The sequence below is a fragment of the Agromyces albus genome, from assembly GCF_030815405.1.
GTDB classification, from domain to species: Bacteria; Actinomycetota; Actinomycetes; order Actinomycetales; family Microbacteriaceae; genus Agromyces; species Agromyces albus_A.
Window position 1 is genome coordinate 243,682 of record NZ_JAUSWX010000001.1, and the last position, 24,668, is coordinate 268,349.

A 24,668-nucleotide genomic window follows, 5' to 3' on the forward strand; every position below is an offset into this window, starting at 1 on the left:
GCCCGCCTCCTCAGAGGTTCTGTCCGATGTCCCAGAGCCGGTCGGGGCGCCCGTCGATGGCCTCTGAGACCGCGAGCGCCTGGTCGTCGGAGAGCGAGGCGACGTAGTCGATCACCCCGCGGCCCACACCCAGGGACTGCAACTCGGCGGCCTCCGGGAGCGGGATGCCGTCGGGGCGCTCCTCACGGAGTTGCGCATAGCCCGTGGTCGCGATCTCGACGAGCTCCTTCAGACGTTGCGGAACCCGGTCGCGGTCGTGCTCGTCGTGCACCCACGCGGTGAGGCCCTTCACGGCGCGAGTGAGCACGCGGCTGAGACCACGCTGGTACAGGACGATGTCGGAGCGGTCGAGGATGAAGTGCCGGTGCACGAACTTCAGGATCTCCACCTCGTGCCACGCAGGACGGTCGAGGGTGACGAGCCCGGTACGGGCCTCATCCTGCGGCGCCGGCACGACCGAGGACTGCAGGTGGCTGATCCAGCGGTTCGTGAACGACGAGAGTGCGCGCTCCGACGCGATCGAGCCGTCGAAGGAGATCGCGAGGAGGCCATCGACGAGGTCTTCGGCGACGACCCCGACCGCGTCGGCGAACGCGTCGTCGTCACTGATCCACGGATCGCTGCGGCGGAGCTTTCGCCGGAGTCCCTCGAGGGCGCTGCCGGGCGGGGAGCTGCGCGCCGCGAGCGCCTCGTCGTCGAGGTCGCGCAGCTGCGCGCCCGACCTGAGCCAGCCCCGGAACTCGCGTGCGACGGCGCCCTCGCTGAGCAGGCCGGCGCGGTAGAAGTCATCGACGTCGTGGATCGAGTACGCGATGTCGTCGGCGATGTCCATGATCGAGCACTCGATCGACTGCTGCGTGGGCGGGTGACCGCGGCGCGCCTGACGCAGGTCGACGGCGTCGATGCCGTAGGCCGAGAACTTCAGCACCTCGAGGCCGCTCTCCGTGCGCCGCAGCCCGCGCGGCAGGGGGCCGTCGCCCACGGCATCGCCAGTGAGGTATCGAGTCCACGGGTACTTCGCGACCGCTGTGCGCACCGCTGCGGTGAGATTGAGCCCGCGCGGAGCGGCCTCGCTGACGTCGAGCGCCGTGACGATCCGGTAGGTCTGCGCGTTGCCCTCGAACCCGTCGGCGAGCCCGAGGCTCTCGCGCGCGAGTCGGTCGAGCACGCGCTCGCCGAGATGGCCGAACGGCGGATGCCCGAGGTCGTGGGCGCTCGCCGCGGCCTGCACCACCACGGCGTCGCAGCCGTGCTCGAGCGCGAACGCTCGGGTCGGCGACGCGGCATCCGTCAGCTTCACGGCGATCGCCCGTGCGACCGCGGTGACCTTGATCGAATGGGTGAGGCGGTTGTGGATGAGCGGGCCCGCGCCCGGTTGCGCGATCACCTGGGTGACGGCCGACAGCCGCGAGAAATACGGGGAGAACCTGATGCGCTCGAGGTCGAGCCGGAACTGCGAGTGCTCGCCCGTGACCTCGGCGCTGCTGCGCGGCTCTGGCACCTGGCGTGAGGCGCGGTCCATGGGCATACGCCCAATCTATGCCCGCTACGAGACGCGGATGCCGGGAGCCCGCGTGGCGGCATCCGCTCAGCTTTACTCTGCCTTCGAGGTCGCATACACTTGCTGAGGTTGTTGAAGTCAGCCAAGCTTTTCTGCGCCTATTTTCGGCATGGATTCCCTAGATATCGTCGTGAAGCTTGTGCTGTCCAGACACCCGGTGGTAACCCTCGGTCAAACGGTGGTTCCATAGGGCGGTGGCTCAATTGGTAGAGCAGCGGTCTCCAAAACCGCAGGTTGCAGGTTCGAGTCCTGTCCGCCCTGCGAGCCGGCAGCGAACGCCGGCCCACGAAAGGTGTACGAGGTGGCCCGGAAAGTAATCGACGAACCCAGTGAGGACGTCGTTGCCAACGCGAAGCGCGATCGCGCAGCGCGTCGGAACCCCTTTTCCAGGTTGGCCCTGTTCATTCGACAGGTCATCGCCGAACTGAAGAAGGTCGTCACCCCCACCCGCAAGGAGCTCCTCAGCTTCACCGCAGTGGTGCTGGTGTTCGTCGTCATCATGATGGCGATCGTCTGGGGGCTCGACCAGCTGTTCGGATGGCTGGTGCTGTACGTCTTCGGAACGTCGGGAGCCTGATCGGCCGCTCGGCTCGAAGGATCCGATGCGCCGCAGGCGGACGGAAGAAAAGGATTGAGAGAAGTGGCAAAGACTGAGCGCGACGACGTCGACTGGGCCACGGCTGCTGAGCAGTCGGCCGAAGACGACGAGGCCCAAGAGGGCAACACGCTCGAGCACGACGAGGAGTCGGTCGAGGCTGCAGAGCACCGCGCCGTCCACATCGTCGATGACGAGGGCAACGACATCGACCTCGACGCCGTGCTCGACGCGATGGCCGAATCGACCGATCCCGAGGCTGACGCCGTCATCGACGACGCCCTCGAGATCGACTCCGTCGACGAGGCCGTGGCGGCCGAGGCGGCCGTGATCGAGGAAGACGAGGAAGCGGTCGACCCGTACGCGGAGTTCCGCGCCGAGCTCCGGTTCCTCCCGGGCAAGTGGTACGTCATCCACTCCTACGCCGGCTTCGAGCGCCGCGTGAAGGCGAACATCGAGCAGCGACGCGAGTCGATGGCCATGGCCGATTACATCTACCAGGTCGAAGTTCCGATGGAAGATGTCGTCGAGATCAAGAACGGCCAGCGCAAGATGGTCACCCGCGTGCGCATTCCCGGCTACGTGCTCGTGCGCATGGACCTCAACGAGGAGAGCTGGTCGGTCATCCGCCACACTCCCGGCGTCACCGGCTTCGTCGGCAACGCGCACAACCCGACCCCCCTCCGCTTCGAAGAGGCCTTCGGCATGCTGAAGAGCCTCGTCGAGATCAAGGAGGTCGCTCCCGTCAAGGGCGCGAAGGCCACCGGCGGCGCCGGTGCGACCCGCGCGATCCCCGCCGAGGTCGACTTCGAGATCGGCGAGACCATCACGATCAAGGACGGCTCGTTCGCGGGCCTGCCCGGCACGATCAGCGAGATCAAGCCCGAGAGCGGCAAGCTCATCGTGCTCGTCTCGCTCTTCGAGCGCGAGACCCCGGTCGAGCTGAGCTTCGACCAGGTCACGAAGCTCTAACCTTTCCAGACAGCGCGCAGCCACCCTCCGGTATCATCGGAGGGTTGTGCTGTGTCAGGCACAGATCACCGCATCCCGGAACCGCCGGGCCTGCGGGAGAGTGCCCCGGCAACCGGGGCGTTCGAACAGAAAGAAGGAAACAATGGCACCGAAGAAGAAGGCAACCGGTCTGATCAAGCTTCAGATCAAGGCCGGCGCCGCGAACCCGGCCCCGCCCATCGGCCCGGCCCTGGGTCAGCACGGCGTGAACATCATGGAGTTCTGCAAGGCCTACAACGCGGCGACCGAAGCCCAGCGCGGCAACGTCATCCCCGTTGAGATCACCGTCTACGACGACCGCTCGTTCACGTTCATCCTGAAGACCCCGCCCGCTGCGGAGCTCATCAAGAAGGCCGCCGGCGTCGCCAAGGGCTCGGGTGTCCCGCACACCAACAAGGTGGGCCAGCTCACGCAGGCCCAGGTGCGCGAGATCGCCGAGGCGAAGATGGTCGACCTCAACGCGAACGACCTCGACGCAGCGTCGAAGATCATCGCGGGCACCGCTCGTTCGATGGGCATCACGGTCGAATAGGCCTCCTCCGGTGGTTGAGCAGCGCCCGGCGAAGCCCGACGCGTATCGAAACCACCAAGCGGATGCCACGCGGCATCCGTTCACCAGAACTCAGTAATCCGTGGCAGCGCCAGCCAGGCGCAGATGACCACACTCTCTCAAGGAGAAACAACATGGCACAGAAGTCCAAGGCCTACCGGGCCGCGGCCGAGAAGCTCGAGGCGGGCAAGTTCTACGCCCCGAACGAGGCCGTCACGCTCGTGAAGCAGACCGGCTCGGCGAGGTTCGACTCGACCGTCGAGGTCGCGCTGAAGCTCGGCGTCGACCCCCGCAAGGCAGACCAGATGGTGCGCGGCACCGTCATCCTCCCGCACGGCACCGGCAAGACCGCCCGCGTCATCGTGTTCGCGACCGGCCCCGCGGCCGAGGCTGCGATCGCGGCGGGCGCCGACGAGGTCGGCGGCGCCGAGCTCATCGAGAAGGTCGCCGGCGGCTACACCTCGTTCGACTCGGCGGTCTCGACCCCCGAGCTCATGGGCCAGGTCGGCCGACTCGGCAAGGTGCTCGGCCCCCGTGGCCTCATGCCCAACCCGAAGACCGGCACCGTGACGCCCGACGTCGCGAAGGCCGTCTCCGACATCAAGGGCGGAAAGATCGAGTTCCGCGTCGACAAGCACTCCAACGTGCACTTCGTCGTGGGCAAGGCCTCGTTCACCGAGGAGCAGCTCAACGACAACCTGAACACCGCCCTCGAAGAGGTCGTGCGTCTCAAGCCGTCGAGTTCCAAGGGCCGCTACATCCAGAAGGGCGCCGTGTCGACCACGTTCGGCCCGGGCATCCCGCTCGACGTCAACGCCATCTAGTCTCCTCGCAGACGCACGAAGGGCTCGCCGGTTCGCCGGCGGGCCCTTCGTCATGCTGCGTGGCGAGTGCCGATCAGCCGAGGCGATCCTCGTCGGGCTCGTCTCCGAGATCGACGTCCTCGTCGGCGAGGTCGTTCTCGGCGTACACCGGCTCCTGCTCATGGGCCGCTCCGCCGGTCGGGCCATCGTTGCCGTCGCCGGGTCCAGAGAGCAGCGTCTCGCCGGCGACGGCGTCGTTGACGACTGTCTCCTTCCACTGCTCCTCGTCTTCGATGAACGTGTCATCGTCGCGGTCGCTCATGGCGCTCCTCTCGTTCGGCCGCGTGCGCGGCATCACTCGACCGCCCAGTCAACGCCCGCATCGGAGTGAGTGGAAGGCATTGACATCGAGCGGGTCAGCCCGCGACGGGCCAGCCGATGATGCGGAACGCGTGCTCGCCGAGCGGCTCGCGCTCGGCGACATCCGTGCCGCTGACGATCGCGCCGGGCGGGCCGGCCGTGAACCAGTCGATCAACTCGGTGACGGATGCCTCGTCGCCCTCGATCTCGGCCTCGACCGAGCCATCGGGCCGGTTGCGGACCCACCCCGCCACACCGAGTCGCTCGGCTTCGCGCCGTGCCGAGTAGCGGAATCCCACGCCCTGCACGTTGCCGTGCACGACGATGCTGCGGCGGATCATGCTCTCGAGCGTAACGCGATCGCGGGGCGGCTTCGAGGCCTCGATGCTGCCGGATGCCGCGAGCGGGCGCCGAGCGTACGATGACGCCATGGGGGCGATGCAGGACTACATCGCGGGGCTCGACAGCGCTGATCGCGAGCTCGTCGAGCGGATCAGGGCACGTGCGCTCGAGCTCGTACCCGACGCGACCGAGGGGATGAGCTACGGCATGCCGGCGCTGCGCTATCGCGACTCGCCGCTGCTGAGCGTGATGTCGGCGAAGGGCCACATCGGGCTCTATCCGTTCAGCCCAGCGGTCGTGTCGGCCGTCGAGGGTGAGCTCGAGGGGTACTCGTGGTCGAAGGGCACGATCCGATTCACGGCGGAGCATCCGCTGCCCGAAACCCTCGTCGATCGCATCGTCGCGTTGCGGCGTGACGAGATCGACGCCGCGAAGCCGCGCTGAGCCAGCGGAGTGCCCCAAGCGCGCCTACCCGGATCAGGCCAGCCCGGAGGCGCCCATCCCGGCGCAGATCAACTCGGCGAGCGCCCGGAGATCGGGTGCCGCGTCGTCGGTGGCGATGCCCGCAGGATCGGCCGGCGGACGCAGGGTCAGGATGGCCACCCACGCCACGGCGGCGGTGCGGAGTGTGCCCGCCGCGATGGGCCTCAGCACGCTCCCGCGCAGCACGCGCTCGACGACGGCCTGCACCTGCACGCGGTGTTCGCGGAGCTTCGCCCTCACCTCGGGGTGGGTGCGTTGCTCGCGCCAGATGATGACCCGCATCACGGGCGAGTCCGCCTGGATCTCGGAGAGCTTCCGCTCGAGATTCAGGAGGGCGCGCACCGGATCGCCCGGCTCGATGAGCACCGTAGCGTCGATTGGTCCGAGGTCGAGGCGCTCGCCCACGAGGGTGCAGAGCAGATCGGATTTCGTCGGGAAGTAGTAGAACAGCAGTCCTTTGGGCACCGCCGCCTGCTTCGCGATGCTCGACGTCGGTGTGGCATCGAAGCCGCGTTCGGCGAAGAGCCGCTCAGCCGCGTCGAGAATGCGCACGCGCGCCTCAGGAGTCTCCTTCACGATCGACTCCAATGTCAGGCGGGGACGGCAGTCGGCTGCCGTCCCCGCGTGCGGTCAGTGGTCAGCGGTCAATGCGTGATGGCGTCGTGGTGGGCGCGCATGCTGGGCCGGATTGCGAGTGCGGCGACGATGACGACGACCGCACCGCCGATCCACGACATCCAGGCAGCTCCCGCGGTCGTGTCCGCGTATCCGCCGATCCACGGCGAGATGATGAGCAGCACACCGAGGACGCCCTGCACGTACTCCATCGCGACGAGCCCCGGCATGGCGAGGTTCACGATGCCCGAGATGACGAGCAGGATACCGAGCGTCACCATCATCGCGACGGATGCTCCCATCGGCGTGACGAACAACGCCGACAGAGCCACGGCAAGACCGACGACGACGGCCACCCAGTCTTCCCATCGGGTCCACTTCTTCACAGCAACCAGCCTCCTTCGAGTAGTGGCTCCCATTCGGGTGTCACTACAACGGTAGAACTGACTGACCGGCCGGTCAAGAGCCCTCGAGCGACCCTGAGCGGGGTTTGTTCACCGGGGAGCCACCCGCGCGTCGCAGCGTCTTCGTCTGCCGTGCCTACCGTGGCGGTCACCCACCCATCACCCCGAAATGGAGCTTCCATGTCGTTGTCCAGAACCGTGCCACTCCTGGGGGTCGCCGCCGCGCTGGCCCTCATCGTGTCGACCGCCCTTCCTGCCCAGGCCACCCCTGGATCGTCGGATGCTCCGCACGACGAGTCGTTCAGCTTCGCCGTGATCGGCGACGTGCCCTACGGCTCCGATCAGGTCGCCCGGTTCCCCGCGATGGTGTCCGAGCTGAACGAGCAGGAGGAGCTCCGCTTCGTCTCCCACCTGGGTGATATCAAGGCGGGATCGGCCCAGTGCACCGACGAGTACTTCGCCGCGATCAAGGCCCAGTTCGACCGGTTCGAGGCCCCGCTGGTCTACACCCCGGGCGACAACGAGTGGGTCGACTGCCACCGGGCCAACAACGGCTCCTACGATCCGCTGGAACGCCTCGACGCGCTGCGTTCGCTGTTCTTCTCGAACCCGGGCAAGACCCTCGGGGCGAACATGCCGGTCACCGTGCCTGATTCGGACTTGCCGGAGAACGTCACGTTCGGCGTGCAGCGTGTGGCCTTCTCCGTGCTGAACGTGCAGGGCTCGAACAATTCGCTGATGCCCTGGTCGGGCCTCGGCCTGACCGAGCCCACCGCCGCTCAGCTGGAGGAGGTCGCATCCCGGACCGCCGCCGACGTGGAGCAACTGGAGCGCACCTTCGCCGACGCGAAGGCGACCAACGCGCGGGCGGTCGTCGTGATGACCCAGGCGGACATGTTCGACCCGTTCCTGCTTCGGGCGGGGGCCGCCGAGAATCCGGAGCTCGTGAGCGGCTTCCAGCTGATCGTCGAAGCGCTCGCGAAGGGTTCCCGGGACTTCGGCGGCGAGGTGTACCTCTTCAACGGGGACAGCCACATCTACAACGATGATTCGCCCCTGGCGGCCGGGTCGCCCTGGCTGGAGATCTACGGGCAGGACAGCGTGGACACCCTTCGCCGGGTGACCGTGGAAGGCGCCGCGACGTCCAACGAGTGGCTGCGAGTCGCCGTGCAGCCGAACTCCGGGGCCGGCGAGGGCGTGCTCAGCTGGGAGCGCGTGCCCTACACCGCGTCCTGAGTACCTTCAGCACGGCGACGCGCCCAGTGGCCGGAGCCACGGGGCGCGTCGTCGTGTGCTGAGGGTCAGCCGATGCGGATGAGTTTCTTGTTGACGAACTCGTCGGCGCCCAGGCGGCCCATCTCGCGGCCGGTGCCCGAGCGCTTGACGCCGCCGAAGGGCAGCTCGGCGCCATCGGCGAGCACGACGTTCACGAACACCATTCCGGCCTCGATCCCGTCGGCGACTCGCAGCGCCTGCTCCTGGTCGGTCGTGTAGACGTAGGAGCCGAGGCCGAACGGGATGTCGTTCGCGATGCGCACGGCGTCGGCCTCGTCCTTCGCGCGGTACACCTGGGCGACCGGCCCGAAGAACTCCTCTTTCGAAGCAGGGTTGTCGGGCGTGACCTCCGTCAGCACCGTCGTCTGGAAGAACGCGCCCTCACGGGTGCCGCCGTGCACGAGCGTGGCACCGTGCTCGATCGCGCGCTTGACCTGCTCGTCGAGTCCTTCAGCCGCCTTCAGCGACGACAGCGGCCCGAGCGTCGTCTCGGCCGAGGTCGGGTCGCCCGTCTCGACCTCGGCGAGCTTCGCCGTGAATTTCTCGAGGAACGGCTCGTAGAGCTCGTCGGCGACGATGAAGCGCTTGGCCGCGTTGCAGGACTGGCCGTTGTTGTCGAGGCGGGCATCGACGGCGTTCTGCACGGTCTCGTCGAGGTCGTCGGTGGACAGCAGGATGAACGGGTCGGAGCCGCCGAGCTCGAGCACGACCTTCTTCAGGTGACGGCCGGCGATCGTGGCGACCGCGGCGCCCGCGCGCTCGGAGCCGGTGAGGGAGACGCCCTGCACGCGCGGGTCGGCGATGACGGTCTCGATCTGGTCGTGCGACGCGTAGATGTTGACGTAGGCGCCCGCCGGGAAGCCCGCGTCACGCATGATCTGTTCGATCGCCGCGGCCGACTCGGGGCACTGCTCGGCGTGCTTGAGCAGGATCGTGTTGCCGATGATGAGGTTCGGTCCGGCGAACCGGGCGACCTGGTAATACGGGAAGTTCCACGGCATGATGCCGAGGAGCACGCCCAGCGAGCTGCGCCGGATGATCGCCGAGCCATCCCCGGCGAGCAGGTCGACCGTCTCGTCCTTCAGGAAGTCGGCTGCGTGGTCGGCATAGTACTTGTAGATGTCGCCGGCGAAGTCGGCCTCGCCGAGGGCCTGCTCGATGGGCTTGCCCATCTCGCGAACGATGATCTCGGCGAGCTCCTGCCGGCGCTCCACGTGCAGTTCGCCGACGCGGCGCACGAGCGCGGCGCGCTCCTCGACGGTGGTCGTGCGCGACCATGTGCGGTACGTCTCGTCGGCCGAGCCGATGGCTGCGTCGAGCTCGGCATCGGTGATCGTCGGATAGGTCGTGACCGTCTCTCCGGTTGCCGGATTGACCACGGCGTAATTGCTCATGGGGCTCCTCTGTCGTTGGTGCACGGGGCTCGCCAACCGGTCGGCGACGGCGGTGCACACCTGTGTGCAAGCCTATGCCGCGGTGCATCGAGCAGGAATCGACATGACGGCGGATCCACGGCATCCGATGGACGGCGTGTACATCGGAGTCATCCGTACGGCTGAGTATCGTGGCGTGTGGGGCGAGCCGAGGAGGGCCGAATGGGTCGAGGCATCCTGAGCGGCATCCGCGTCGCCGACTTCTCGCGCGTGCTCGCGGGGCCCTACGCCACCATGATGCTCGCGGACTTCGGCGCCGACGTCGTGAAGATCGAGTCGCCGTCGGGCGACGACACCCGGCACTGGCGGCCGCCCGTCGACGCGCGCGGCCGGTCCACGTACTTCGGCAGCGTGAACCGCAACAAGCGGTCGGTCGTGCTCGACCTCGCGGATGCCGCAGGGCTCGCCGAGGCGCGCCGGCTCGCGGCATCCGCCGACGTGATCGTCGAGAACTTCCGCCCCGGCGTCATGAAGCGCTTCGGGCTCGCCTACCCCGACGTGCGCGAGGCGAACCCCGGCGTCGTGTACTGCTCGATCACCGGATTCGGCACGGGGGAGGGCGCGGACCTCGCCGGCTACGACCTGCTCGTGCAGGCCGTCGGGGGACTCATGAGCATCACGGGCGACCCCGACGGAGAACCCGCGAAAGTCGGCGTCGCGCTCGTCGACGTGATCGCGGGGCAGAATGCGCTCACCGGCATCCTGCTGGCGCTCCGCGAACGCGACCGCACCGGACTCGGCCAGCTCGTCGAGGTGAACCTGCTGCAGAGCCTGCTCTCGGCGCTCACGAACCAGGCGGCGGGCACGCTCGCAACGGGCGTCGCCCCCACGCGGCTCGGCAACCAGCACCCGAGCATCGCGCCGTACGCGCTCTACCGTGCGGCCGACCGCGATCTTGTGATCGCGGTGGGCAACGACAAGCAGTTCGCGGCGCTCGCGGGCGCGCTCGGCGGGGGCACGCTGGCAACTGACGAGCGCTTCGCGAGCAACGCGGCTCGCGTCGAGCATCGCGACGAGCTGCGTGCGCGCATCGAGACGCGGCTCGCCGCGGCATCCGCTGCACACTGGGTGGCCACCCTCACCGGGGTGGGCGTGCCGGCCGGCCTCGTGAACGACGTGGCCGAGGCGCTCGCCTTCGCCGAAGCGCTCGGACTCGAATCCGTCGCCGAGATCGCCGATGCCGACGGCGGCACGAGTCGCACCGTCGCGAATCCGATCGTGCTCACCGCCTCGCCCGCCGAATACCGCACGCCGCCGCCCGGGCTCGGCGAGCACGCCGGCGCCGACTGGCTTCCGCCCAGCTGACCGAAAGGACCACCCGATGACCATGATCGCCCCGCGGATCGACGCCGTGTTCGACCTCGACGACCTCATCGGCGACGAGGAGCGCGAGTGGCAGTTGCGCGCGCGGCGATTCGCGCAGGAGCGCATCCTGCCCGTCATCGAGGGCGACTTCGAGGCCGGGCACTTCCGGCGAGAGTTCGTGCGCGAGCTCGGCGAGCTGGGACTGCTCGGCATGCACCTGACGGGCTACGGATGCGCCGGCGCGGGCGCCGTGTCGTACGGCCTCGTGTGCCTCGAGCTCGAGGCCGCCGACAGCGGCTGGCGCACGTTCGTATCGGTGCAGGGATCGCTCGCGATGAGCGCCATCCACAAGTACGGCTCGGAGGAGCAGAAGCAGCGGTGGCTGCCCGGCATGGCCGCCGGTGAGCTCGTCGGATGCTTCGCCCTCACCGAACCGCACGGCGGCAGCGACCCCGCCGGCATGACGACCGTCGCGCGCCGCGACGGCGACGGCTGGGTCATCGACGGCGCGAAGCGATGGATCGGACTCGCGAGCGAAGCGGATGTCGCCGTGGTGTGGGCGAAGGTCGACGAGACCGGCACCGTCGGCGGCCGCGGCACCCCCGGCACGCCCGACGGCACCGGCACTGCCGGCGGCACCGTGCGCGGCTTCCTCGTGCCGACGTCGACCCCGGGATTCACGGCGACGCCGATCGACGGCAAGCTCTCGATGCGCGCCTCGGTGCAGTGCGACGTCGCCCTCGACGGCGTGCGCGTCGGCGACGAGGCGCTGCTGCCCGGGGCATCCGGACTCTCAGGGCCGTTCAGCTGCCTGAACGAGGCCCGCTACGGCATCGTGTGGGGCGCGATGGGCGCCGCCCGCTCGTGCCTCGAGGCGGCGCTGTCGCGGGCCACGAGCCGCGAGGTCTTCGGCAAGCCGATCGGCGCGAACCAGCTCATCCAGGCGAAGCTCGCCGACATGTTCGTCGAGGTCGAGAAGGGCATCCTCCTTGCGCTGCACCTCGGCAGGCTGAAGGAGCGCGGCGCGCTCACGCCCGCGCAGATCAGCGTCGGCAAGCTCAACAGCGTGCGTGAGGCCCTGACGATCGCGCACGAGGCACGGAGCATCCTCGCCGGCGACGGCATCACGAGCGCGTGGCCGGTCATGCGGCACGCGGCGAACCTCGAATCGGTGCGCACGTACGAGGGCACCGACGAGATCCACCAACTGATCCTCGGCCGGGAGCTCACCGGCCTCAGCGCGTTCTGAGGGCTCTTCGCGCTTCGGCCGCCCGCGAACGCGCAAGGGCTCAGCTCACGCCGGGAATCACGATCCAGCGCTGCGACAGCACGATCCACAGGATGAACAGCACGAGCGCGATGACGGTGACCGCGAGGCCCCCACGACGGCGGCCGCCGCGCAGCACGAGCTGGATCACGAGCAGCACGGTCGTGATGATCGCGAGCACGAGCGAGCCGAACGGGATGCCCGGGAAGAACAGCGACAACAGGAAGAGCACCGCGGCGATGATCTCGATGATCGAGATCACCGAGGAGCCGCGGCCGCGGGCGCGGGTGATGCCGTCGATGAGGGCGAAGATGCCGGCGGCGACGGCGATGACGAAGAGCCAGGACAGCGTGATCATGTGAGTCCTTCGAGATGGCGGGGTACCGCGACACGGGAGGGGGCTCCTGCGCCGTCGCCAGCATAGCGACGACCCGCAACAGGCGGAATGACCCGCTTCGGCAGGCGCGAGGGGAATGCAACGCGGGGTCATGGGGTTTCACCCTGAGGCCGCCGCATGATGGACTCGTTGCATCGGGGCGCCGACCGAGCGCCCCAGCTCACTTCCCCCACCGCACGAATGGAGCACCACCCATGCCTCGCGCCCGCACACTGCTCGGCCTCGCCGCCGCATCCGCCGCCGTCATCGCGCTCGCCGCCTGCTCGAGCGCCGCGCCCGAGTCGACCGAATCGGCCGCCGGAAACGAGTACGGCCTCGTGAACGAGGGCACGCTCACGGTCGCGACCGAGGGCACGTATCGTCCGTTCAGCTTCCACGAAGACGGCAGCGGAGACCTCGTCGGCTACGACGTCGAGGTCGCCGAGGCGGTCGCCGAGAAACTCGATCTCGAGGTCGAGTTCCAGGAGACCCAGTGGGATGCGATCTTCGCGGGGCTCGACGCCGGCCGCTTCGACGTGATCGCGAACCAGGTGTCGATCAACCCCGAGCGCGAGGAGAACTACCTCTTCAGCGAGCCCTACACGGTGTCGCCCGGCGTCATCGTCGTGAAGGAGGGCGACACGTCGATCTCGAGCTTCGCCGACCTCGCCGGAAAGACCACCGCGCAGTCGCTCACGAGCAACTGGTACACCCTCGCCGAGGAGAACGGCGCGAACGTCGAGGCCGTCGAGGGCTGGGCGCAGGCCGTGACGCTGCTCGAGCAGGGTCGCGTCGACGCGACGATCAACGACAAGCTCACCTACCTCGACGACGTGCAGACGAACGGCGACCGCGGACTCGCGATCGCCGCCGAGACGGATGACCCGTCGCTCAGTGCCTTCGCATTCACCAAGGACAAGGCCGACCTCGTCGCCGCGATCGACGCCGCCCTCGAAGAACTGCGCGCCGAGGGCGTGCTCGCCGAGCTCGGCGAGAAGTACTTCGGCGCCGACGTCTCGGAGTAGTTCGGCGATGAGCGGCTGGCAGCTGTTCCTCGATTCCTTCTGGCCGATCGTGGTGGGCGGGGTGACCGGCACGGTGCCGCTCGCCCTCGCCTCGTTCGTGATCGGCCTCGTGCTCGCGCTCGGGATCGCGCTGCTCCGGCTCGCGAAGAACCGGCTGCTCTCGGGCATCGCCCGGTTCTACGTCTCGGTGGTCCGGGGCACGCCGCTGCTCGTGCAGCTGTTCGTGATCTTCTACGGCCTGCCGTCGATCGGGCTCACGATCGACCCGTGGCCGAGCGCGATCATCGCCTTCTCGGTCAACGTCGGCGGATACGCCGCCGAGATCATCCGCGCCGCCATCCTCTCCGTACCGAAGGGGCAGTGGGAGGCCGGGTACACGATCGGGATGTCGCACGCGACCACGTTGCGTCGCGTCATCCTTCCCCAAGCCGCCCGGGTCTCGGTGCCGCCGCTGTCGAACACCTTCATCTCGCTCGTGAAGGACACCTCGCTGGCCTCGCTCATCCTCGTCACCGAGCTCTTCCGCGAGGCGCAGCAGATTGCCGCGTTCAGCCAGGAGTTCATGCTGCTCTACCTCGAGGCCGCCCTCATCTACTGGATCTTCTGCCTCGCGCTCTCGAGCGGGCAGAGCGTCATCGAGAAGAGGTTGGACCGTTATGTCGCACACTGACGATCCGCTCGCGCCGCCGACCGCGGCATCCGGCGAAGGCATGCTGCTCACCGTGCGGGGGCTCAGCAAGAGCTTCGGCGACAACCAGGTGCTGCGCTCGATCGACCTCGAGGTGCGACGGGGTGAGGTCGTCGTGCTCATCGGGCCGAGCGGCTCGGGCAAGACCACGGTGCTGCGCTCGCTCAACGGGCTCGAGACCCCCGACGGCGGCACGATCGCCTTCGCCGGCGCGCCCCAGGTCGACTTGAGCCGACCGCTCTCGAAGGCCGACCGCTTCGCCTTGCGCGACCGATCGGCGATGGTGTTCCAGCACCACAACCTCTTCCCCCACCGCACCGTGATCCAGAACGTCACCGAGGGGCCGGTGCGCGTGCAGCGGATGCCGAAGGCGCAGGCCGAAGCCGAGGCCGAGGCGTTGCTCGACCGGGTGGGACTGCTCGAGAAGCGCGACGCCTACCCCTTCGAGCTCTCGGGCGGACAGCAGCAGCGCGTCGGAATCGTTCGCGCGCTCGCGCTCAAGCCCGAGCTGCTGCTCTTCGACGAGCCGACGAGCGCGCTCGACCCCGAGCTCGTCGGCGAGGTGCTCTCGGTCATCAAGGAGCTCGCCGACGAGGGCTGGACGATGGTGGTCGTCACCCACGAGCTGAGCTTCGCGCGGCAGGCCGCCGACGAGGTGCTCTTCATGGATGCCGGGGTGGTCGTCGAACGCGGCGCGCCCGAACAGATCTTCACGAAGCCGAAGCACGAGCGCACTCGGCGCTTCCTCGACCGCATCCTGCGCCCGCTCGACTGAACCGGTAGACGCGCGCCCGACAGGGGCAGATCATGGGTGCATGACGACGAACGTCATGATCCTCGGAGCCGGTTTCGGCGGGCTGGAGTTGGCGAGCCTCCTGTCGGATCGCCTCGCCGGCGATGTCGACGTGACCCTCGTCGACCACAGCGACGCGTTCGTGTTCGGCTTCTCCAAGCTGGAGATCCTCTTCGGACACCAGACCCGGGAACAGGTGCGGATTCCCTACCGCTCGATCCGGAGGGCGGGCGTGGAGTTCCGTCGGGAACGGGTGCTCGCGATCGACCCCGCGGCGCGTCGTGTCGTCACCGACGCGACCGTGTACGACCCCGACGTGATCGTGGTGGCGCTCGGTGCCGACTACGACGTGGATGCGACCCCGGGCTTCGCCGACGGGGGCTTCGAGTACTACACCGTCGCCGGCGCCGAGCGGCTCCGCGATGAGCTGGAGGCGTTCCGCGGGGGCAGGGTGATGCTCGCCGTCCTCTCCATTCCGTTCAAGTGCCCGCCGGCGCCGTACGAGGCGATCCTGCTCCTTCACGACCGTCTCGTCAGTCGCGGCATCCGTGACGCCGCCGACCTCCACGTGGTCAGCCCGCAGCCGGCGCCGATTCCGGTGTCACCGCCGACGTCGGCTGCCCTCGAACGGGCGATGGCGGAGCGCGGGATCGCGTACACGAAGCGTCACCGGGTCTATGGGATCGACCCCCGCGCGAAGGTCGCGCATTTCAAGGACCACGACGAGCCGTACGACCTGTTCGTCGGTGTTCCGGTGCACAAAGTTCCCGACGTGCTCGTCGAGGCCGGCCTGACGGAGAACGGCTGGGTCGCGGTCGACCCGCGCACGATGCAGACCCGGTACCCAGGGGTGTACGCCATCGGCGACTGCGCCGAGACCGGCATCCCCAAGGCCGGCACCTTCGCCGAGAGCGCCGCGCACGTCGTGGCAGACGGCATCGCCCGCAGCATCCGGGGGGCCGGTGAGCTCGCGCCGGGAGGCACCGGGCTCTGTTACGTGGAGTTCGGCGATGGCCGGGTCGGCCGCGTCGACGTCGACTTCCACGCCGAAGGTGGCCCGACCGCGCCGCTCCTCGGCCCCTCAGCGGCATACGTCGCTGAGAAGGCGGAGTTCGGCACGGCACGGCGCGCCCGTTGGTTCGGAGCCTGACTCGCGTCCCCTCGCCCTGCCCTGGTCTCGGCATACCGCCGGGTTCGCGCTCCTCGCGTCGGACGCCCCGCTGCACTTCCGAGGTGCGGCAGAGGCGCAGGGCGTACCGTGGAGGCATGCCCGCTCGCATCCCCGGAGTCGACGCTCCGGGAGCGCGGGCGATTGGGGCCAGGCAGGCGAGGCAGGCGCTCGGCGTGTTCCGGCTCCTCGTCGCGGCACTCGAGATCGTGGCGCTCATCGGCAACTTCCAGTACGTGCTGGGCTTCCGGTTCTTCGCGACCGCCAACTTCTTCAGCTACTTCACCATCCAGTCGGCCATGATCGCCGTCGTGACCCTCGCCATCGGGGCGGCGTTCGCACTGTTCACGCCGCGGGATCCCGCGTGGCTCGGGGTGCTGCGCACGATGGTGACGGTGTACCTGCTCGTCTCGGGCATCGTGTTCGGGCTCATCGTCGTGCAGGCGTCGTCGCGCGACTACCGAGTCGACGTGCCGTGGTCGGACACACTCCTGCACTTCATCGTGCCCGCCCTCGCGATCGTGGCGTGGACCGTCGACGGTGTCATCGCCGTGAACCCCCGAGTGCCGTGGACGACGGTGGGCTGGGTGCTCGTGTTCCCGACGCTCTGGCTCGTCTACACGCTCATCCGCGGCGCGGATGTGGGGTGGTACCCCTACTTCTTCCTCGACGAGGCGCAGGTCGGTGGTGCGCTCGGCGTCGCGCTCTACTGTGCCGTCGTGCTCGCGATCTTCGTGGGGCTCACTGCTGGGTTCGTGGCGCTCCATCGGAGACTGTGGCGTAGGGCGCGAGGTCGGCGAGGATCGCCTCACGAAACTCGTCGTCTTCGAGCCCCTCGAGTCGAGTCGCCTGCGTCGCTGCGATGAGGCCGAACAGGATCGGTTCGCCTGACTCGGCGCCGACGTCGACCCACGCCGAGACGGCGACGGGCTCGCCGACCACGGTGAGCAGCTCGATCGGCGGCACCGAAGCTACGGCGGGTTCCGACCGCCAGAACGCCGAATCGAAGCGCAGCCAGACGGTGTCGACAAGGCCCACGCCGAGCAGCGAGATCGCGCGCTGGTGCAACAGCGGCAGCGCCGGGCTGAACTGCAGGGTGTCGGTCTTCAGCACGCCGAGCGGCACGGTGACGATCGCACGGTCGGCGGTGAGCGACTCGCCCGAGTCGAGGCGCAGGCTGACGCGCTCGTCGCTGTAGGCGATGCGCGTGACGGCGCTCTGCACGGCGACGTCGACCGTGCTCGCGAGCGCATCGACGTAGTCGGCGAACCGGCCCGTGACGATGCGCACGGGGTCGTCGAGTTGCGACGGGTCGAAGCTGCGGGCCGACACCCGGCTCGACGTGGCCCCGGTCGACGGCTCCACCCCGGTCACGATGGTGTGCGCGAGCCAGTCGGCCGGACTCACACCGGCGGTGTCGGATGTCACGGGCAGCGGCACCGCGCCAGAGCCCACGAGTGCGGCGGCGAGCGAGACATGGCCCGGCTGGGTCCCTGCCCACGCGTGCGCCTGGGCGATCGCGTCGGGTCCGGTGGAGGGAATCGCGACCGGCACGCCGCTTGCGGTGCGCGCCTCGATCCTCGGCTGGAACAGGCTGGTGTCGACGGATGCCTCGGCCAGGCCCTCGAGGAGCTGCGCGTGATCGCCGACGAAGGCGGCGCCGAGCTCGACCGAACGGTCGAAGGCGTCGTCGTCGACGGAGCGCACGCGGCCGCCCACGCGATCTCGCGCCTCGAGCACGACGACCTCGAAGCCCGCGTCGACGAGCTCGCGAGCCGCGGTGAGCCCCGCGATGCCCGCGCCCACGACGACCACGCGCTCGCCGGGTTCGGCGAGTCGCGCGAGGTCGTCGGCGGCGCGCAACCCCGAGCTTCTGGCCCCACGCACGGTGCCCGGGGCATCCGTGTCGCAGGCCTCGCCGGCGAAGAAGACCCGAGACGCGACGGGCTGGGAGAGCATGGCCCGCAAGCGCGGGTCGACGCCGGCCGCGTCGAAGCTGAAGGCACCGCGCGCGAAGGGATCTGCGCCCCAGCGCGAGCGATGCATGGCCGTGGGCAGCGGCACGCCGTTCGTCGGCGTGGGCGAGGGCGAGGGAGTCGGCGTGGGCGTGGCGGTGGGCGAAGGCGTCGGCTGCGGCCCCGTGCAGCTGGCGAGGACGACGGTCGCGATGCCCGAGAGGGAGGCGGCGAGGAAAGTTCGCCGGGGCATGCCGCCGGGCGTCGCCCGTGAGTCCATGGATTCAGGCTAGCCGACGCGGCCCCGGTGGTTGAGTAGGCACCGAAGCAGCCGGCCCCGCTACTCGACCACCGGGGTGCCTCAGCCGGCGACGTACCCGTCGGAGATGCCGAGCGCGTCGTCGATGATGTCGAGCCCCCGCACGAGCTCGGCTTCAGTGATGATGAGCGGTGGCGCGACGTGCAGGCGGTTGAAGTGCACGAACGGCCACAGCCCGGCCTGCTTGCACGCCGCAGCGACGGCGGCAATCGGCGCGGCATCCGTTCCCGACGCATTGAACGGCACGAGCGGCTCGCGGGTCGCACGGTCGCGCACGAGCTCGATCGCCCAGAACAGCCCGCGTCCGCGCACCTCGCCGACCGACGGATGCGCCGCTGCGATCTCGCGCAGGCGGGGCTCGACGACGCGCGACCCGAGGTCGCGAACGCGGTCGAGGATGCCGTCGCGCTCGAACACCTCGAACGTCGCGACACCCGCGGCGCACGCGAGCGGATGCCCCGAATAGGTGAGACCGCCAGCGAAGGCCACCGTGTCGAAGTGCGACGCGATGCGTTGCGAGATGACCACGCCGCCGAGCGGCACGTAGCCGGAGTTCACGCCCTTGGCGAAGGTGATGAGGTCGGGCACGACGCCGAAGGCGTTCACCGCGAACCACTCGCCGACCCGGCCGAAGCCGACCATGACCTCGTCGGCGATGTAGACGATGCCGAACCGGTCGCAGAGCTCGCGGACGCCGGCGAGGTAGCCGGGCGGCGGCACGAGCACGCCGTTCGTGCCCACGATCGTCTCGATGATGATCGCCGCGATCGTGCGGGCGCCCTCGAGGGTGATGACCTGCTCGAGGTGGGCGAGGGCGCGCTCGGCCTCTTCGGCCTCGTTCGAGGCGTGGAACGAGGAGCGGTACGGATACGGCCCGAGGAAGTGCGCGACGCTGCCGTCCGACGGCTCGTTCGGCCAGCGGCGCGGGTCGCCCGTGAGCGAGATCGCCGTGGCCGTGCCGCCGTGGTAACTGCGGTACATCGACAGCACCTTGCGCCGGCCCGTCACGGCCCGCGCCATCCGCACGGCGTATTCGTTGGCGTCGGCGCCGCCGTTCGTGAAGAACACCTTGTCGAGGTCGCCCGGCGCGACCTCGCCGATGCGGCGGGCGAGCTCGCCCCGCACGTCGTTCGCCATCGACGGCTGGATCGTCGCGAGCCGGCCCGCCTGCTGCTGGATCGCCGCGACGAGGTCGGGGTGCTGGTGCCCGAGGTTGAGGTTCACGAGCTGGCTCGAGAAGTCGAGGAAGGCGTTGCCCTCGTAGTCCCAGAAGGTCGAGCCCTCGCCCGCCGCGATCGGCAGCGGGTCGATGAGGGCTTGCGCGCTCCACGAGTGGAACACGTGCGCGCGGTCGTCGGCGCGCACCTGCGCCTCGGCCGAGGCGTCGGGCAGCGGATGCCGCGAGCCGTGCCGGTCGGCGTACGTCGCCGTCGCGGCATCCGTCTCCGTGCCGCCGGCCTTCGTGATCGTGTCGGTCATGGTTGGCCTTTCGCTCGTTCGTTGAGATGACGCAAGTCGACGTTCAACGTCGTTGGAACGTCGATTCGCGTCATCTCGTGAGGTCGTGCCCGGGACGGGCTAGTGGTTGCTCGGGAAGCCGAGGTTGATCTGCGACTCGCTCGGCTCGGGCCAGCGCGAGGTGACGACCTTCGAGCGGGTGTAGAAGTGCACCGACTCGGGGCCGTAGATGTGCGAGTCGCCGAAGAGCGAGCTCTTCCAGCCGCCGAACGAGTAAGCGCCGATCGGCACCGGGATCGGCACGTTCACGCCGACCATGCCGACCTCGATGTCGAACTCGAACCGGCGGGCGGTGCCGCCGTCGCGCGTGAAGATCGCGACGCCGTTCGCGAAGCGGTTCGCGTTGATGAGCTCGACCGCGTCTTCGTACGTCTCGACGCGCACGACCGAGAGCACCGGGCCGAAGATCTCGTCGTCGTACACGTTCATGCCGGGCTTCACGTGGTCGACGAGGCTGACGCCCACGAAGAATCCGTCGCCGTCGAACTCCTGCGTCGTGCCGTCGACGACGACCGTGGCGCCCTCAGCTGCAGCGCCGGTCACGTAGGAGGCGACCTTGTCGCGGTGCTCGCGCGTGATGAGCGGACCCATCTCGCTCGCGGCATCCGTGCCGTCGCCGATCCGCAGCGCGCCCATGCGCGAGCGCACCGCCTCGACGAGGTCGTCGGCGACGTCGCCCACCGCGACAAGCACCGACACGGCCATGCACCGCTCGCCGGCCGAGCCGTAGGCGGCCGAGACCGCGGCATCCGCTGCACCCTCGAGGTCGGCGTCGGGCATGACGACCATGTGGTTCTTCGCGCCGCCGAGCGCCTGCACGCGCTTGCCGTTGCCGGCCGCCCGCTCGTAGATCGACTTCGCGATGGGCGTCGATCCGACAAAGCTCACGGCGCGAACGTCGGAGGAGTCGAGGATCGTGTCGACCGCCACCTTGTCGCCGTGCACGACGTTGAGCACGCCATCGGGGAGTCCGGCCTCCTGGAAGAGCTTCGCGAGGAAGAGCGACGCGCTCGGGTCCTTCTCCGACGGCTTCAGCACGACGGTGTTGCCGCACGCGATCGCGGACGTGACCATCCAGAGCGGCACCATGACGGGGAAGTTGAACGGCGTGATCGCTCCGACGACGCCCACCGGTTGCTTCACGGAGTGCACGTCGACTCCGCGAGCGACCTGCTCGGAGTGCTCGCCCTTCAGGAGGTGAACGAGCCCCGCGGCGAACTCGACGTTCTCGATGCCGCGCGAGATCTCGCCCGCGGCATCCGAGAGCACCTTGCCGTGCTCGCTCGTGAGGATCGCCGCGAGCTCGGGGGTGCGCTCCTTCAGCAGCTGGCGCAGGCGGAAGAAGACGTCGGCACGCCTGATGAGGCCCGTCGAGCGCCAGCCCGGCAACGCCGCCTTCGCCGCCGCGATGGCGGCTTCGATCTCGGCGACCGAGGCGAACGCCACGTCGTGCTGCTGCTGCCCGGTGGCCGGTGTTGAAGACGGGGCCGGTGCGCTCGGCGTCGGCCGACTCCTGGCCGTTGATGAAGTGGCGGATGAGGCTCATGGAGCTCCTTCGGTGGCGTGCGTGAGGCGTGAAGAGCGGCGTGAGTGACGGATGCCTCACCGCCGCGAATCGGCTCCGGACAGAATGCCCGACCGCTCGACTAGGCTGGTGCTCCCAGTGTTCCATAGGCAGAAGGGACGAGCCGATGCCAGAACGTCGCGAAGATGCCGTGATCCATACGGATCGTCCGACTGCGCTCGTGGTCGACGATGCCCTGCCGACCGTGCGCGAGATCATTGCGCTCGACGCGGTGGCGAACGGAGTTCCCGAGGTGGTCTCGGGTGGCAACGACGCCCTCGACGCGCATGTCCGCTGGGTTCACGTCTCCGACAGCGCCGGGGTCGCCCGCCTCCTCGACGGCGGCGAGCTGCTGCTCTCGACCGGTTCGGGCTGGCCGACCGAGCCCGCCGAGCTCGAGGCGTTCATCGCCGGGCTCGTCGAGGCCGGGCTGTCGGGCCTCGTGCTCGAGCTCGGCGTGCACTACCGTTACGTGCCGGCGATCGTCGAGGCCGCCGCTCGCGCCCAAGGACTCGCGCTCATCGCGCTGCACCGCGAGGTGAAGTTCGTCGCCCTCACCGAGGCGGTGCACAGCCGCATCATCTCCGAGCAGACGGCCGCGCTCCGAGCGCGCGACGAGGTGCGGGCCCGATTCACCGCACTCAGCCTGCGCGGTTCGCCCGCCGACTTCATCGTGCAGCAGCTCGCGCAGACCCTGGGCACGGCGGTCGTGCTCGAGAACCTCGCGCACGAGATGGTCGCCGCCGACGCCCCGTCACCCGCCGAGGAGGAGCTCTTCACCAACTGGGAGGCACGTTCCCGGCTCGCGCATCGGCACGACGAAGAGCGCCGCCGCCGAGGGCTTCCGGTGCCGGCCGACGAGCTGCTCATCGTGCCGGTCGAGGCGCGCGGCATCCGCTGGGGGCATCTCATCGCGCTGCCCGGTCCCGCGCATCCCGCCGGCCGCACGAGCGTGCTCGAACAGGGGGCGATCGCCCTCGCGCTCGGCCGACTCGCCGACGGCGACGCCGACGAGTGGGTCCGCATCGGCAGGCAGCGCCTCGTCGACGCGCTGCTCGCGGGCCGGTTCGCGGGCCTGCCGGGCGCGGCCGCGCGGCTCGAGGCCGCAGGTCTGCCGATCGACGGTGCGCGGCTGTTCGGCGTGGTCGCCTCCGGCACCCAGGTCACGACTGGGGCAGCGGATGCCGCGGCCCGCGCGCTCGGCGGCCGGGCCGTCGCCGGTGCTGCGCCCGAGCGGGTCCTGCCCGCGCCCGAGTGCATCGTGCTGCTCTCGCTGCCCGGCGGCGTGGAGCTCGACGACGCCACGGCGCGCGGCTTCGCCCGTTCGCTCACGGGCGGTGACGCGGCATCCGCCGCTCGTCTCGTGCTCTCGATCGGCACGCCCGCTGCCGGTCTCGACGAGTTGCTCGGCTCGGTGCAGGAGGCGATCGACCTCGCCCGTGGTCCCGTCGCGCGGGCGACACGCGGCCCGGTGCTGCGCCGCGCCGACGACCGCCCGCTCATGCGGCTCGTGACGTCGCTGCGCGATGACCACCGGTTGCAGCGGCACGGCGAGCGCATGCTCGCGCCGCTCATCGAGTACGACCTCGCGCGCGGCGGCGACCTGCTCGACGTGCTCGGCGCGATGCTCGCTCACCCGGGCAACCGCACCGCCGCGGCCGCCGCGAGCCACCTCTCGCGGTCGGTGTTCTACCAGCGGCTCGGGCTCATCGGCGACCTGCTCGGGGTGAACCTCGACGACGGCGAGACGCTCACCGCGCTGCACCTCGCGCTGCTCGTGCGGCGCAGCGCCCCGGTGGTCGAGTAGGCAGCGAAGTTACTTGCTATTGACAAGTGCACTTGCAAAGAGCAAGCTAACTCGTGCAACGCCATTCCGACCGATTCGAACTGGAGTCACTGATGCCCACCTCAATCTTCGTGAACCTGCCGACGACCGACCTCGAGCGGTCGAAGGACTTCTACACCTCGCTCGGGTTCAGCATCAACCCGCTCTTCACCGACGAGAACGCCGCGTGCGTCGTGCTCGACGACAACATCTATTTCATGGTGCTCACGCGCGAGTACCTCGGCACCTTCACCGACAAGCAGATCATCGACCCGAAGACCCACGCCCAGACGTCCATCGGCCTCAGCCGCGATTCGCGCGACGACGTCGACGAGGTGCTCGCCAAGGGCCTCGCCGCCGGCGGCAGCGAGCCGCGCGAGGCGCAGGACTACGGCTTCATGTACTCGCGCGACCTCGAAGACCCCGACGGCAACATCCTCGGGTTCGTCTACATCGAGCCGGCGGCTGCCGACGTGGGTCCCGCCGCGTATCTCGCCGAGCAGGGAGCCGCAGCTCCGTCGTCGACGGCCTGACGGTCGACCACATGGCCACACGCGGCACGCGCGGCTTCGGCCAGTACAGCGGCGCAGCTCGGGCGCTCGAGCGGGTCGGGGATCGGTGGGCGCTGCTCATCGTCCGCGACCTGCTCGTCGGCCCGCGCCGCTACGGCGACCTGAAAGCCGGGCTCCCGCGCATCCCCACGAACATCCTCAGCGACCGGCTCAAAGAGCTGCAGGAGGCGGACATCCTCCGGCGCGTGCCGACGGTGCGCGGCGGGTACGAGCTCACCGACCTAGGTCGGGCACTCGAACCCGTCGTCGTCGCCCTCGAGCAGTGGGGGTGGTCGGTGCTCGGCGAGCCGGCTGAGGGTGACCTGGTGACCCGTGACGCCTTGGCCGTGGCGCTGCGCGCTGCCTTCCGAGCGGATACCGCCGCTGGGATGCCACCGACGGAGTATGTGCTGCACGTGGGCGACGTCTCCGTGGGGGCGGTCGTGGTCGACGGCACGCTCGACGTCGCGCCGATCGGCCCCGGCGCGCTGCCGCAACCTCAGCGGAGGGGCGCGCCCGAGGCAGCGTTCGAGACGCAACTCGAGCTCGTGATCGATCCCGCGGGATTCCGCGACCTGATCTCCGGCGCGCTCGACCCCGGCGCCGTGCCGATCCTCGCCGGCGACACCGAGGCGGTGGTGCGCTTCACACGCACGTTCCGCATTGATCCGGTGGGCCCGACGACGGATGCCGCCGCGGGGGCGGGTGCGGCTGAGGCATCCGTCGCGTGACCACCGGTGGTTGAGTAGGCAGCGAAGCAGCCGTATCGAAACCACTCGAACCATGGACCGTGGCCTCGATACGCGTCGCCTTCGGCGGTGCTACCCGACCACCGGAGTGTGTTCTCGCTGCGTGTCATGTGAGATCTGCCTCATGTGAGGC

The 24,668-nt window shown here is 69.4% G+C and carries 24 protein-coding genes, 1 tRNA gene and 2 pseudogenes; 17 read left to right on the forward strand and 10 right to left on the reverse strand.

The window, feature by feature from the left end; genetic code table 11:
- Window positions 1-10: 10 nt before the first annotated feature.
- Window positions 11-1,528 (reverse strand): deoxyguanosinetriphosphate triphosphohydrolase family protein, encoded by a 1,518-nt coding sequence (locus QFZ29_RS01065; RefSeq protein ID WP_306892393.1) that lies wholly within the window; start codon window positions 1,526-1,528, stop codon window positions 11-13.
- A 221-nt stretch (window positions 1,529-1,749) separates the two neighbouring features.
- Here QFZ29_RS01065 and QFZ29_RS01070 point away from each other — a divergent pair.
- From QFZ29_RS01070 to rplA, 5 genes are all read left to right on the forward strand, one after another.
- Window positions 1,750-1,822 (forward strand) — tRNA-Trp (locus QFZ29_RS01070).
- Between the two features lie 40 nt (window positions 1,823-1,862).
- Entirely contained in the window at window positions 1,863-2,138 is a 276-nt protein-coding gene (gene secE, locus QFZ29_RS01075; protein ID WP_306892394.1) for a preprotein translocase subunit SecE, read from the forward strand.
- Between the two features lie 63 nt (window positions 2,139-2,201).
- A complete protein-coding gene (gene nusG / locus QFZ29_RS01080; protein WP_129522053.1) occupies window positions 2,202-3,128 on the forward strand; it encodes a transcription termination/antitermination protein NusG in 927 nt (308 codons plus the stop codon).
- 142 nt (window positions 3,129-3,270) lie between these two features.
- The gene (gene rplK, locus QFZ29_RS01085; protein WP_129522052.1) at window positions 3,271-3,699 is read left to right on the forward strand and encodes a 50S ribosomal protein L11; all 429 of its coding nucleotides are present in this window, start codon (window positions 3,271-3,273) and stop codon (window positions 3,697-3,699) included.
- 152 nt (window positions 3,700-3,851) lie between these two features.
- Window positions 3,852-4,541, forward strand: a complete 690-nt coding sequence (rplA, locus tag QFZ29_RS01090) for a 50S ribosomal protein L1 (protein WP_306892395.1) — start codon at window positions 3,852-3,854, stop codon at window positions 4,539-4,541.
- 73 nt (window positions 4,542-4,614) lie between these two features.
- On the opposite strand, the gene QFZ29_RS01095 is transcribed toward rplA, so the two are convergent.
- Complete coding sequence (locus tag QFZ29_RS01095; RefSeq protein ID WP_306892396.1) at window positions 4,615-4,842, reverse strand: hypothetical protein; 228 nt, start codon at window positions 4,840-4,842, stop codon at window positions 4,615-4,617.
- Between the two features lie 94 nt (window positions 4,843-4,936).
- Window positions 4,937-5,221, reverse strand: coding sequence for an acylphosphatase (locus QFZ29_RS01100; protein ID WP_306892397.1), 285 nt, complete (start codon window positions 5,219-5,221; stop codon window positions 4,937-4,939).
- Between QFZ29_RS01100 and QFZ29_RS01105 the strand changes: the two genes are divergently transcribed.
- A complete protein-coding gene (locus QFZ29_RS01105) occupies window positions 5,220-5,666 on the forward strand; it encodes an iron chaperone (RefSeq protein WP_306892398.1) in 447 nt (148 codons plus the stop codon). The genes QFZ29_RS01100 and QFZ29_RS01105 overlap by 2 nt on opposite strands.
- Window positions 5,667-5,699: 33 nt before the next feature.
- Here QFZ29_RS01105 and QFZ29_RS01110 read toward each other — a convergent pair whose 3' ends face one another.
- Window positions 5,700-6,281: a TetR/AcrR family transcriptional regulator gene (locus QFZ29_RS01110; protein ID WP_306892399.1), complete on the reverse strand. Its 582-nt coding sequence runs from the start codon at window positions 6,279-6,281 to the stop codon at window positions 5,700-5,702.
- 68 nt (window positions 6,282-6,349) lie between these two features.
- On the reverse strand, window positions 6,350-6,706 hold the full coding sequence (locus QFZ29_RS01115; RefSeq protein WP_306892400.1) for an SPW repeat domain-containing protein: 357 nt from the start codon (window positions 6,704-6,706) through the stop codon (window positions 6,350-6,352).
- Between the two features lie 330 nt (window positions 6,707-7,036).
- On the opposite strand from QFZ29_RS01115, the gene QFZ29_RS01120 reads away from it, so the two are divergent.
- Window positions 7,037-7,960: a hypothetical protein gene (locus QFZ29_RS01120; protein ID WP_306892401.1), complete on the forward strand. Its 924-nt coding sequence runs from the start codon at window positions 7,037-7,039 to the stop codon at window positions 7,958-7,960.
- 65 nt (window positions 7,961-8,025) lie between these two features.
- On the opposite strand, the gene QFZ29_RS01125 is transcribed toward QFZ29_RS01120, so the two are convergent.
- Entirely contained in the window at window positions 8,026-9,393 is a 1,368-nt protein-coding gene (locus tag QFZ29_RS01125; RefSeq protein WP_306892402.1) for an NAD-dependent succinate-semialdehyde dehydrogenase, read from the reverse strand.
- Between the two features lie 201 nt (window positions 9,394-9,594).
- Between QFZ29_RS01125 and QFZ29_RS01130 the strand changes: the two genes are divergently transcribed.
- A complete protein-coding gene (locus QFZ29_RS01130; RefSeq protein WP_306892403.1) occupies window positions 9,595-10,737 on the forward strand; it encodes a CaiB/BaiF CoA transferase family protein in 1,143 nt (380 codons plus the stop codon).
- Between the two features lie 16 nt (window positions 10,738-10,753).
- Window positions 10,754-11,986 (forward strand): acyl-CoA dehydrogenase family protein, encoded by a 1,233-nt coding sequence (locus tag QFZ29_RS01135; protein WP_373426162.1) that lies wholly within the window; start codon window positions 10,754-10,756, stop codon window positions 11,984-11,986.
- A gap of 40 nt (window positions 11,987-12,026) precedes the next feature.
- Here QFZ29_RS01135 and QFZ29_RS01140 read toward each other — a convergent pair whose 3' ends face one another.
- On the reverse strand, window positions 12,027-12,362 hold the full coding sequence (locus tag QFZ29_RS01140; RefSeq protein WP_306892404.1) for a hypothetical protein: 336 nt from the start codon (window positions 12,360-12,362) through the stop codon (window positions 12,027-12,029).
- A 233-nt stretch (window positions 12,363-12,595) separates the two neighbouring features.
- Between QFZ29_RS01140 and QFZ29_RS01145 the strand changes: the two genes are divergently transcribed.
- The 5 genes and pseudogenes from QFZ29_RS01145 to QFZ29_RS01165 all read left to right on the forward strand — a co-directional run.
- Entirely contained in the window at window positions 12,596-13,405 is an 810-nt protein-coding gene (locus tag QFZ29_RS01145; protein ID WP_306892405.1) for an amino acid ABC transporter substrate-binding protein, read from the forward strand.
- A 7-nt stretch (window positions 13,406-13,412) separates the two neighbouring features.
- A complete protein-coding gene (locus QFZ29_RS01150; RefSeq protein ID WP_306892406.1) occupies window positions 13,413-14,075 on the forward strand; it encodes an amino acid ABC transporter permease in 663 nt (220 codons plus the stop codon).
- Window positions 14,062-14,868 carry an amino acid ABC transporter ATP-binding protein gene (locus QFZ29_RS01155; protein WP_306892407.1) on the forward strand — a complete coding sequence of 269 codons (807 nt, stop codon included), beginning with the start codon at window positions 14,062-14,064 and terminating at the stop codon, window positions 14,866-14,868. Before QFZ29_RS01150 ends, QFZ29_RS01155 begins: the two co-directional genes overlap by 14 nt.
- 40 nt (window positions 14,869-14,908) lie before the next feature.
- On the forward strand, window positions 14,909-16,036 hold the full coding sequence (locus tag QFZ29_RS01160; protein WP_306892408.1) for an NAD(P)/FAD-dependent oxidoreductase: 1,128 nt from the start codon (window positions 14,909-14,911) through the stop codon (window positions 16,034-16,036).
- Between the two features lie 317 nt (window positions 16,037-16,353).
- Window positions 16,354-16,764, forward strand: a pseudogene (locus QFZ29_RS01165) (Pr6Pr family membrane protein); the annotation flags it as partial.
- A gap of 31 nt (window positions 16,765-16,795) precedes the next feature.
- On the opposite strand, the gene QFZ29_RS01170 reads toward QFZ29_RS01165, so the two are convergent.
- The 3 genes and pseudogenes from QFZ29_RS01170 to QFZ29_RS01180 all read right to left on the reverse strand — a co-directional run bounded on the left by QFZ29_RS01170 (window position 16,796) and on the right by QFZ29_RS01180 (window position 21,392).
- The gene (locus QFZ29_RS01170; protein WP_306892409.1) at window positions 16,796-18,289 is read right to left on the reverse strand and encodes a flavin monoamine oxidase family protein; all 1,494 of its coding nucleotides are present in this window, start codon (window positions 18,287-18,289) and stop codon (window positions 16,796-16,798) included.
- An 81-nt stretch (window positions 18,290-18,370) separates the two neighbouring features.
- On the reverse strand, window positions 18,371-19,807 hold the full coding sequence (locus tag QFZ29_RS01175; protein ID WP_306892410.1) for an aspartate aminotransferase family protein: 1,437 nt from the start codon (window positions 19,805-19,807) through the stop codon (window positions 18,371-18,373).
- A gap of 99 nt (window positions 19,808-19,906) precedes the next feature.
- A pseudogene (locus QFZ29_RS01180) lies at window positions 19,907-21,392 on the reverse strand (CoA-acylating methylmalonate-semialdehyde dehydrogenase).
- Window positions 21,393-21,537: 145 nt separating this feature from the next.
- Here QFZ29_RS01180 and QFZ29_RS01185 point away from each other — a divergent pair.
- From QFZ29_RS01185 to QFZ29_RS01195, 3 genes are all read left to right on the forward strand, one after another.
- Window positions 21,538-23,217: a PucR family transcriptional regulator gene (locus QFZ29_RS01185; protein WP_306892411.1), complete on the forward strand. Its 1,680-nt coding sequence runs from the start codon at window positions 21,538-21,540 to the stop codon at window positions 23,215-23,217.
- Between the two features lie 92 nt (window positions 23,218-23,309).
- Window positions 23,310-23,768, forward strand: a complete 459-nt coding sequence (locus tag QFZ29_RS01190) for a VOC family protein (RefSeq protein ID WP_306892412.1) — start codon at window positions 23,310-23,312, stop codon at window positions 23,766-23,768.
- A gap of 11 nt (window positions 23,769-23,779) precedes the next feature.
- On the forward strand, window positions 23,780-24,517 hold the full coding sequence (locus QFZ29_RS01195) for a winged helix-turn-helix transcriptional regulator (protein WP_306892413.1): 738 nt from the start codon (window positions 23,780-23,782) through the stop codon (window positions 24,515-24,517).
- Window positions 24,518-24,668: the final 151 nt, after the last annotated feature.

Bases quoted from the DNA above. Each gene is read 5' to 3' on its own strand.
- QFZ29_RS01145 (WP_306892405.1), top strand. From the start codon at position 12,596: ATGCCTCGCGCCCGCACACTGCTCGGCCTCGCCGCCGCATCCGCCGCC.
- QFZ29_RS01140 (WP_306892404.1), bottom strand. From the start codon at position 12,362: ATGATCACGCTGTCCTGGCTCTTCGTCATCGCCGTCGCCGCCGGCATC.
- QFZ29_RS01150 (WP_306892406.1), top strand. From the start codon at position 13,413: ATGAGCGGCTGGCAGCTGTTCCTCGATTCCTTCTGGCCGATCGTGGTG.
- QFZ29_RS01185 (WP_306892411.1), top strand. From the start codon at position 21,538: ATGCCAGAACGTCGCGAAGATGCCGTGATCCATACGGATCGTCCGACT.
- QFZ29_RS01135 (WP_373426162.1), top strand. From the start codon at position 10,754: ATGACCATGATCGCCCCGCGGATCGACGCCGTGTTCGACCTCGACGAC.
- QFZ29_RS01155 (WP_306892407.1), top strand. From the start codon at position 14,062: ATGTCGCACACTGACGATCCGCTCGCGCCGCCGACCGCGGCATCCGGC.
- QFZ29_RS01095 (WP_306892396.1), bottom strand. From the start codon at position 4,842: ATGAGCGACCGCGACGATGACACGTTCATCGAAGACGAGGAGCAGTGG.
- QFZ29_RS01175 (WP_306892410.1), bottom strand. From the start codon at position 19,807: ATGACCGACACGATCACGAAGGCCGGCGGCACGGAGACGGATGCCGCG.
- QFZ29_RS01195 (WP_306892413.1), top strand. From the start codon at position 23,780: ATGGCCACACGCGGCACGCGCGGCTTCGGCCAGTACAGCGGCGCAGCT.
- QFZ29_RS01130 (WP_306892403.1), top strand. From the start codon at position 9,595: ATGGGTCGAGGCATCCTGAGCGGCATCCGCGTCGCCGACTTCTCGCGC.
- rplK (WP_129522052.1), top strand. From the start codon at position 3,271: ATGGCACCGAAGAAGAAGGCAACCGGTCTGATCAAGCTTCAGATCAAG.
- QFZ29_RS01100 (WP_306892397.1), bottom strand. From the start codon at position 5,221: ATGATCCGCCGCAGCATCGTCGTGCACGGCAACGTGCAGGGCGTGGGA.
- QFZ29_RS01160 (WP_306892408.1), top strand. From the start codon at position 14,909: ATGACGACGAACGTCATGATCCTCGGAGCCGGTTTCGGCGGGCTGGAG.
- QFZ29_RS01190 (WP_306892412.1), top strand. From the start codon at position 23,310: ATGCCCACCTCAATCTTCGTGAACCTGCCGACGACCGACCTCGAGCGG.
- rplA (WP_306892395.1), top strand. From the start codon at position 3,852: ATGGCACAGAAGTCCAAGGCCTACCGGGCCGCGGCCGAGAAGCTCGAG.
- QFZ29_RS01170 (WP_306892409.1), bottom strand. From the start codon at position 18,289: ATGGACTCACGGGCGACGCCCGGCGGCATGCCCCGGCGAACTTTCCTC.
- QFZ29_RS01105 (WP_306892398.1), top strand. From the start codon at position 5,220: ATGCTCTCGAGCGTAACGCGATCGCGGGGCGGCTTCGAGGCCTCGATG.
- QFZ29_RS01065 (WP_306892393.1), bottom strand. From the start codon at position 1,528: ATGCCCATGGACCGCGCCTCACGCCAGGTGCCAGAGCCGCGCAGCAGC.
- QFZ29_RS01125 (WP_306892402.1), bottom strand. From the start codon at position 9,393: ATGAGCAATTACGCCGTGGTCAATCCGGCAACCGGAGAGACGGTCACG.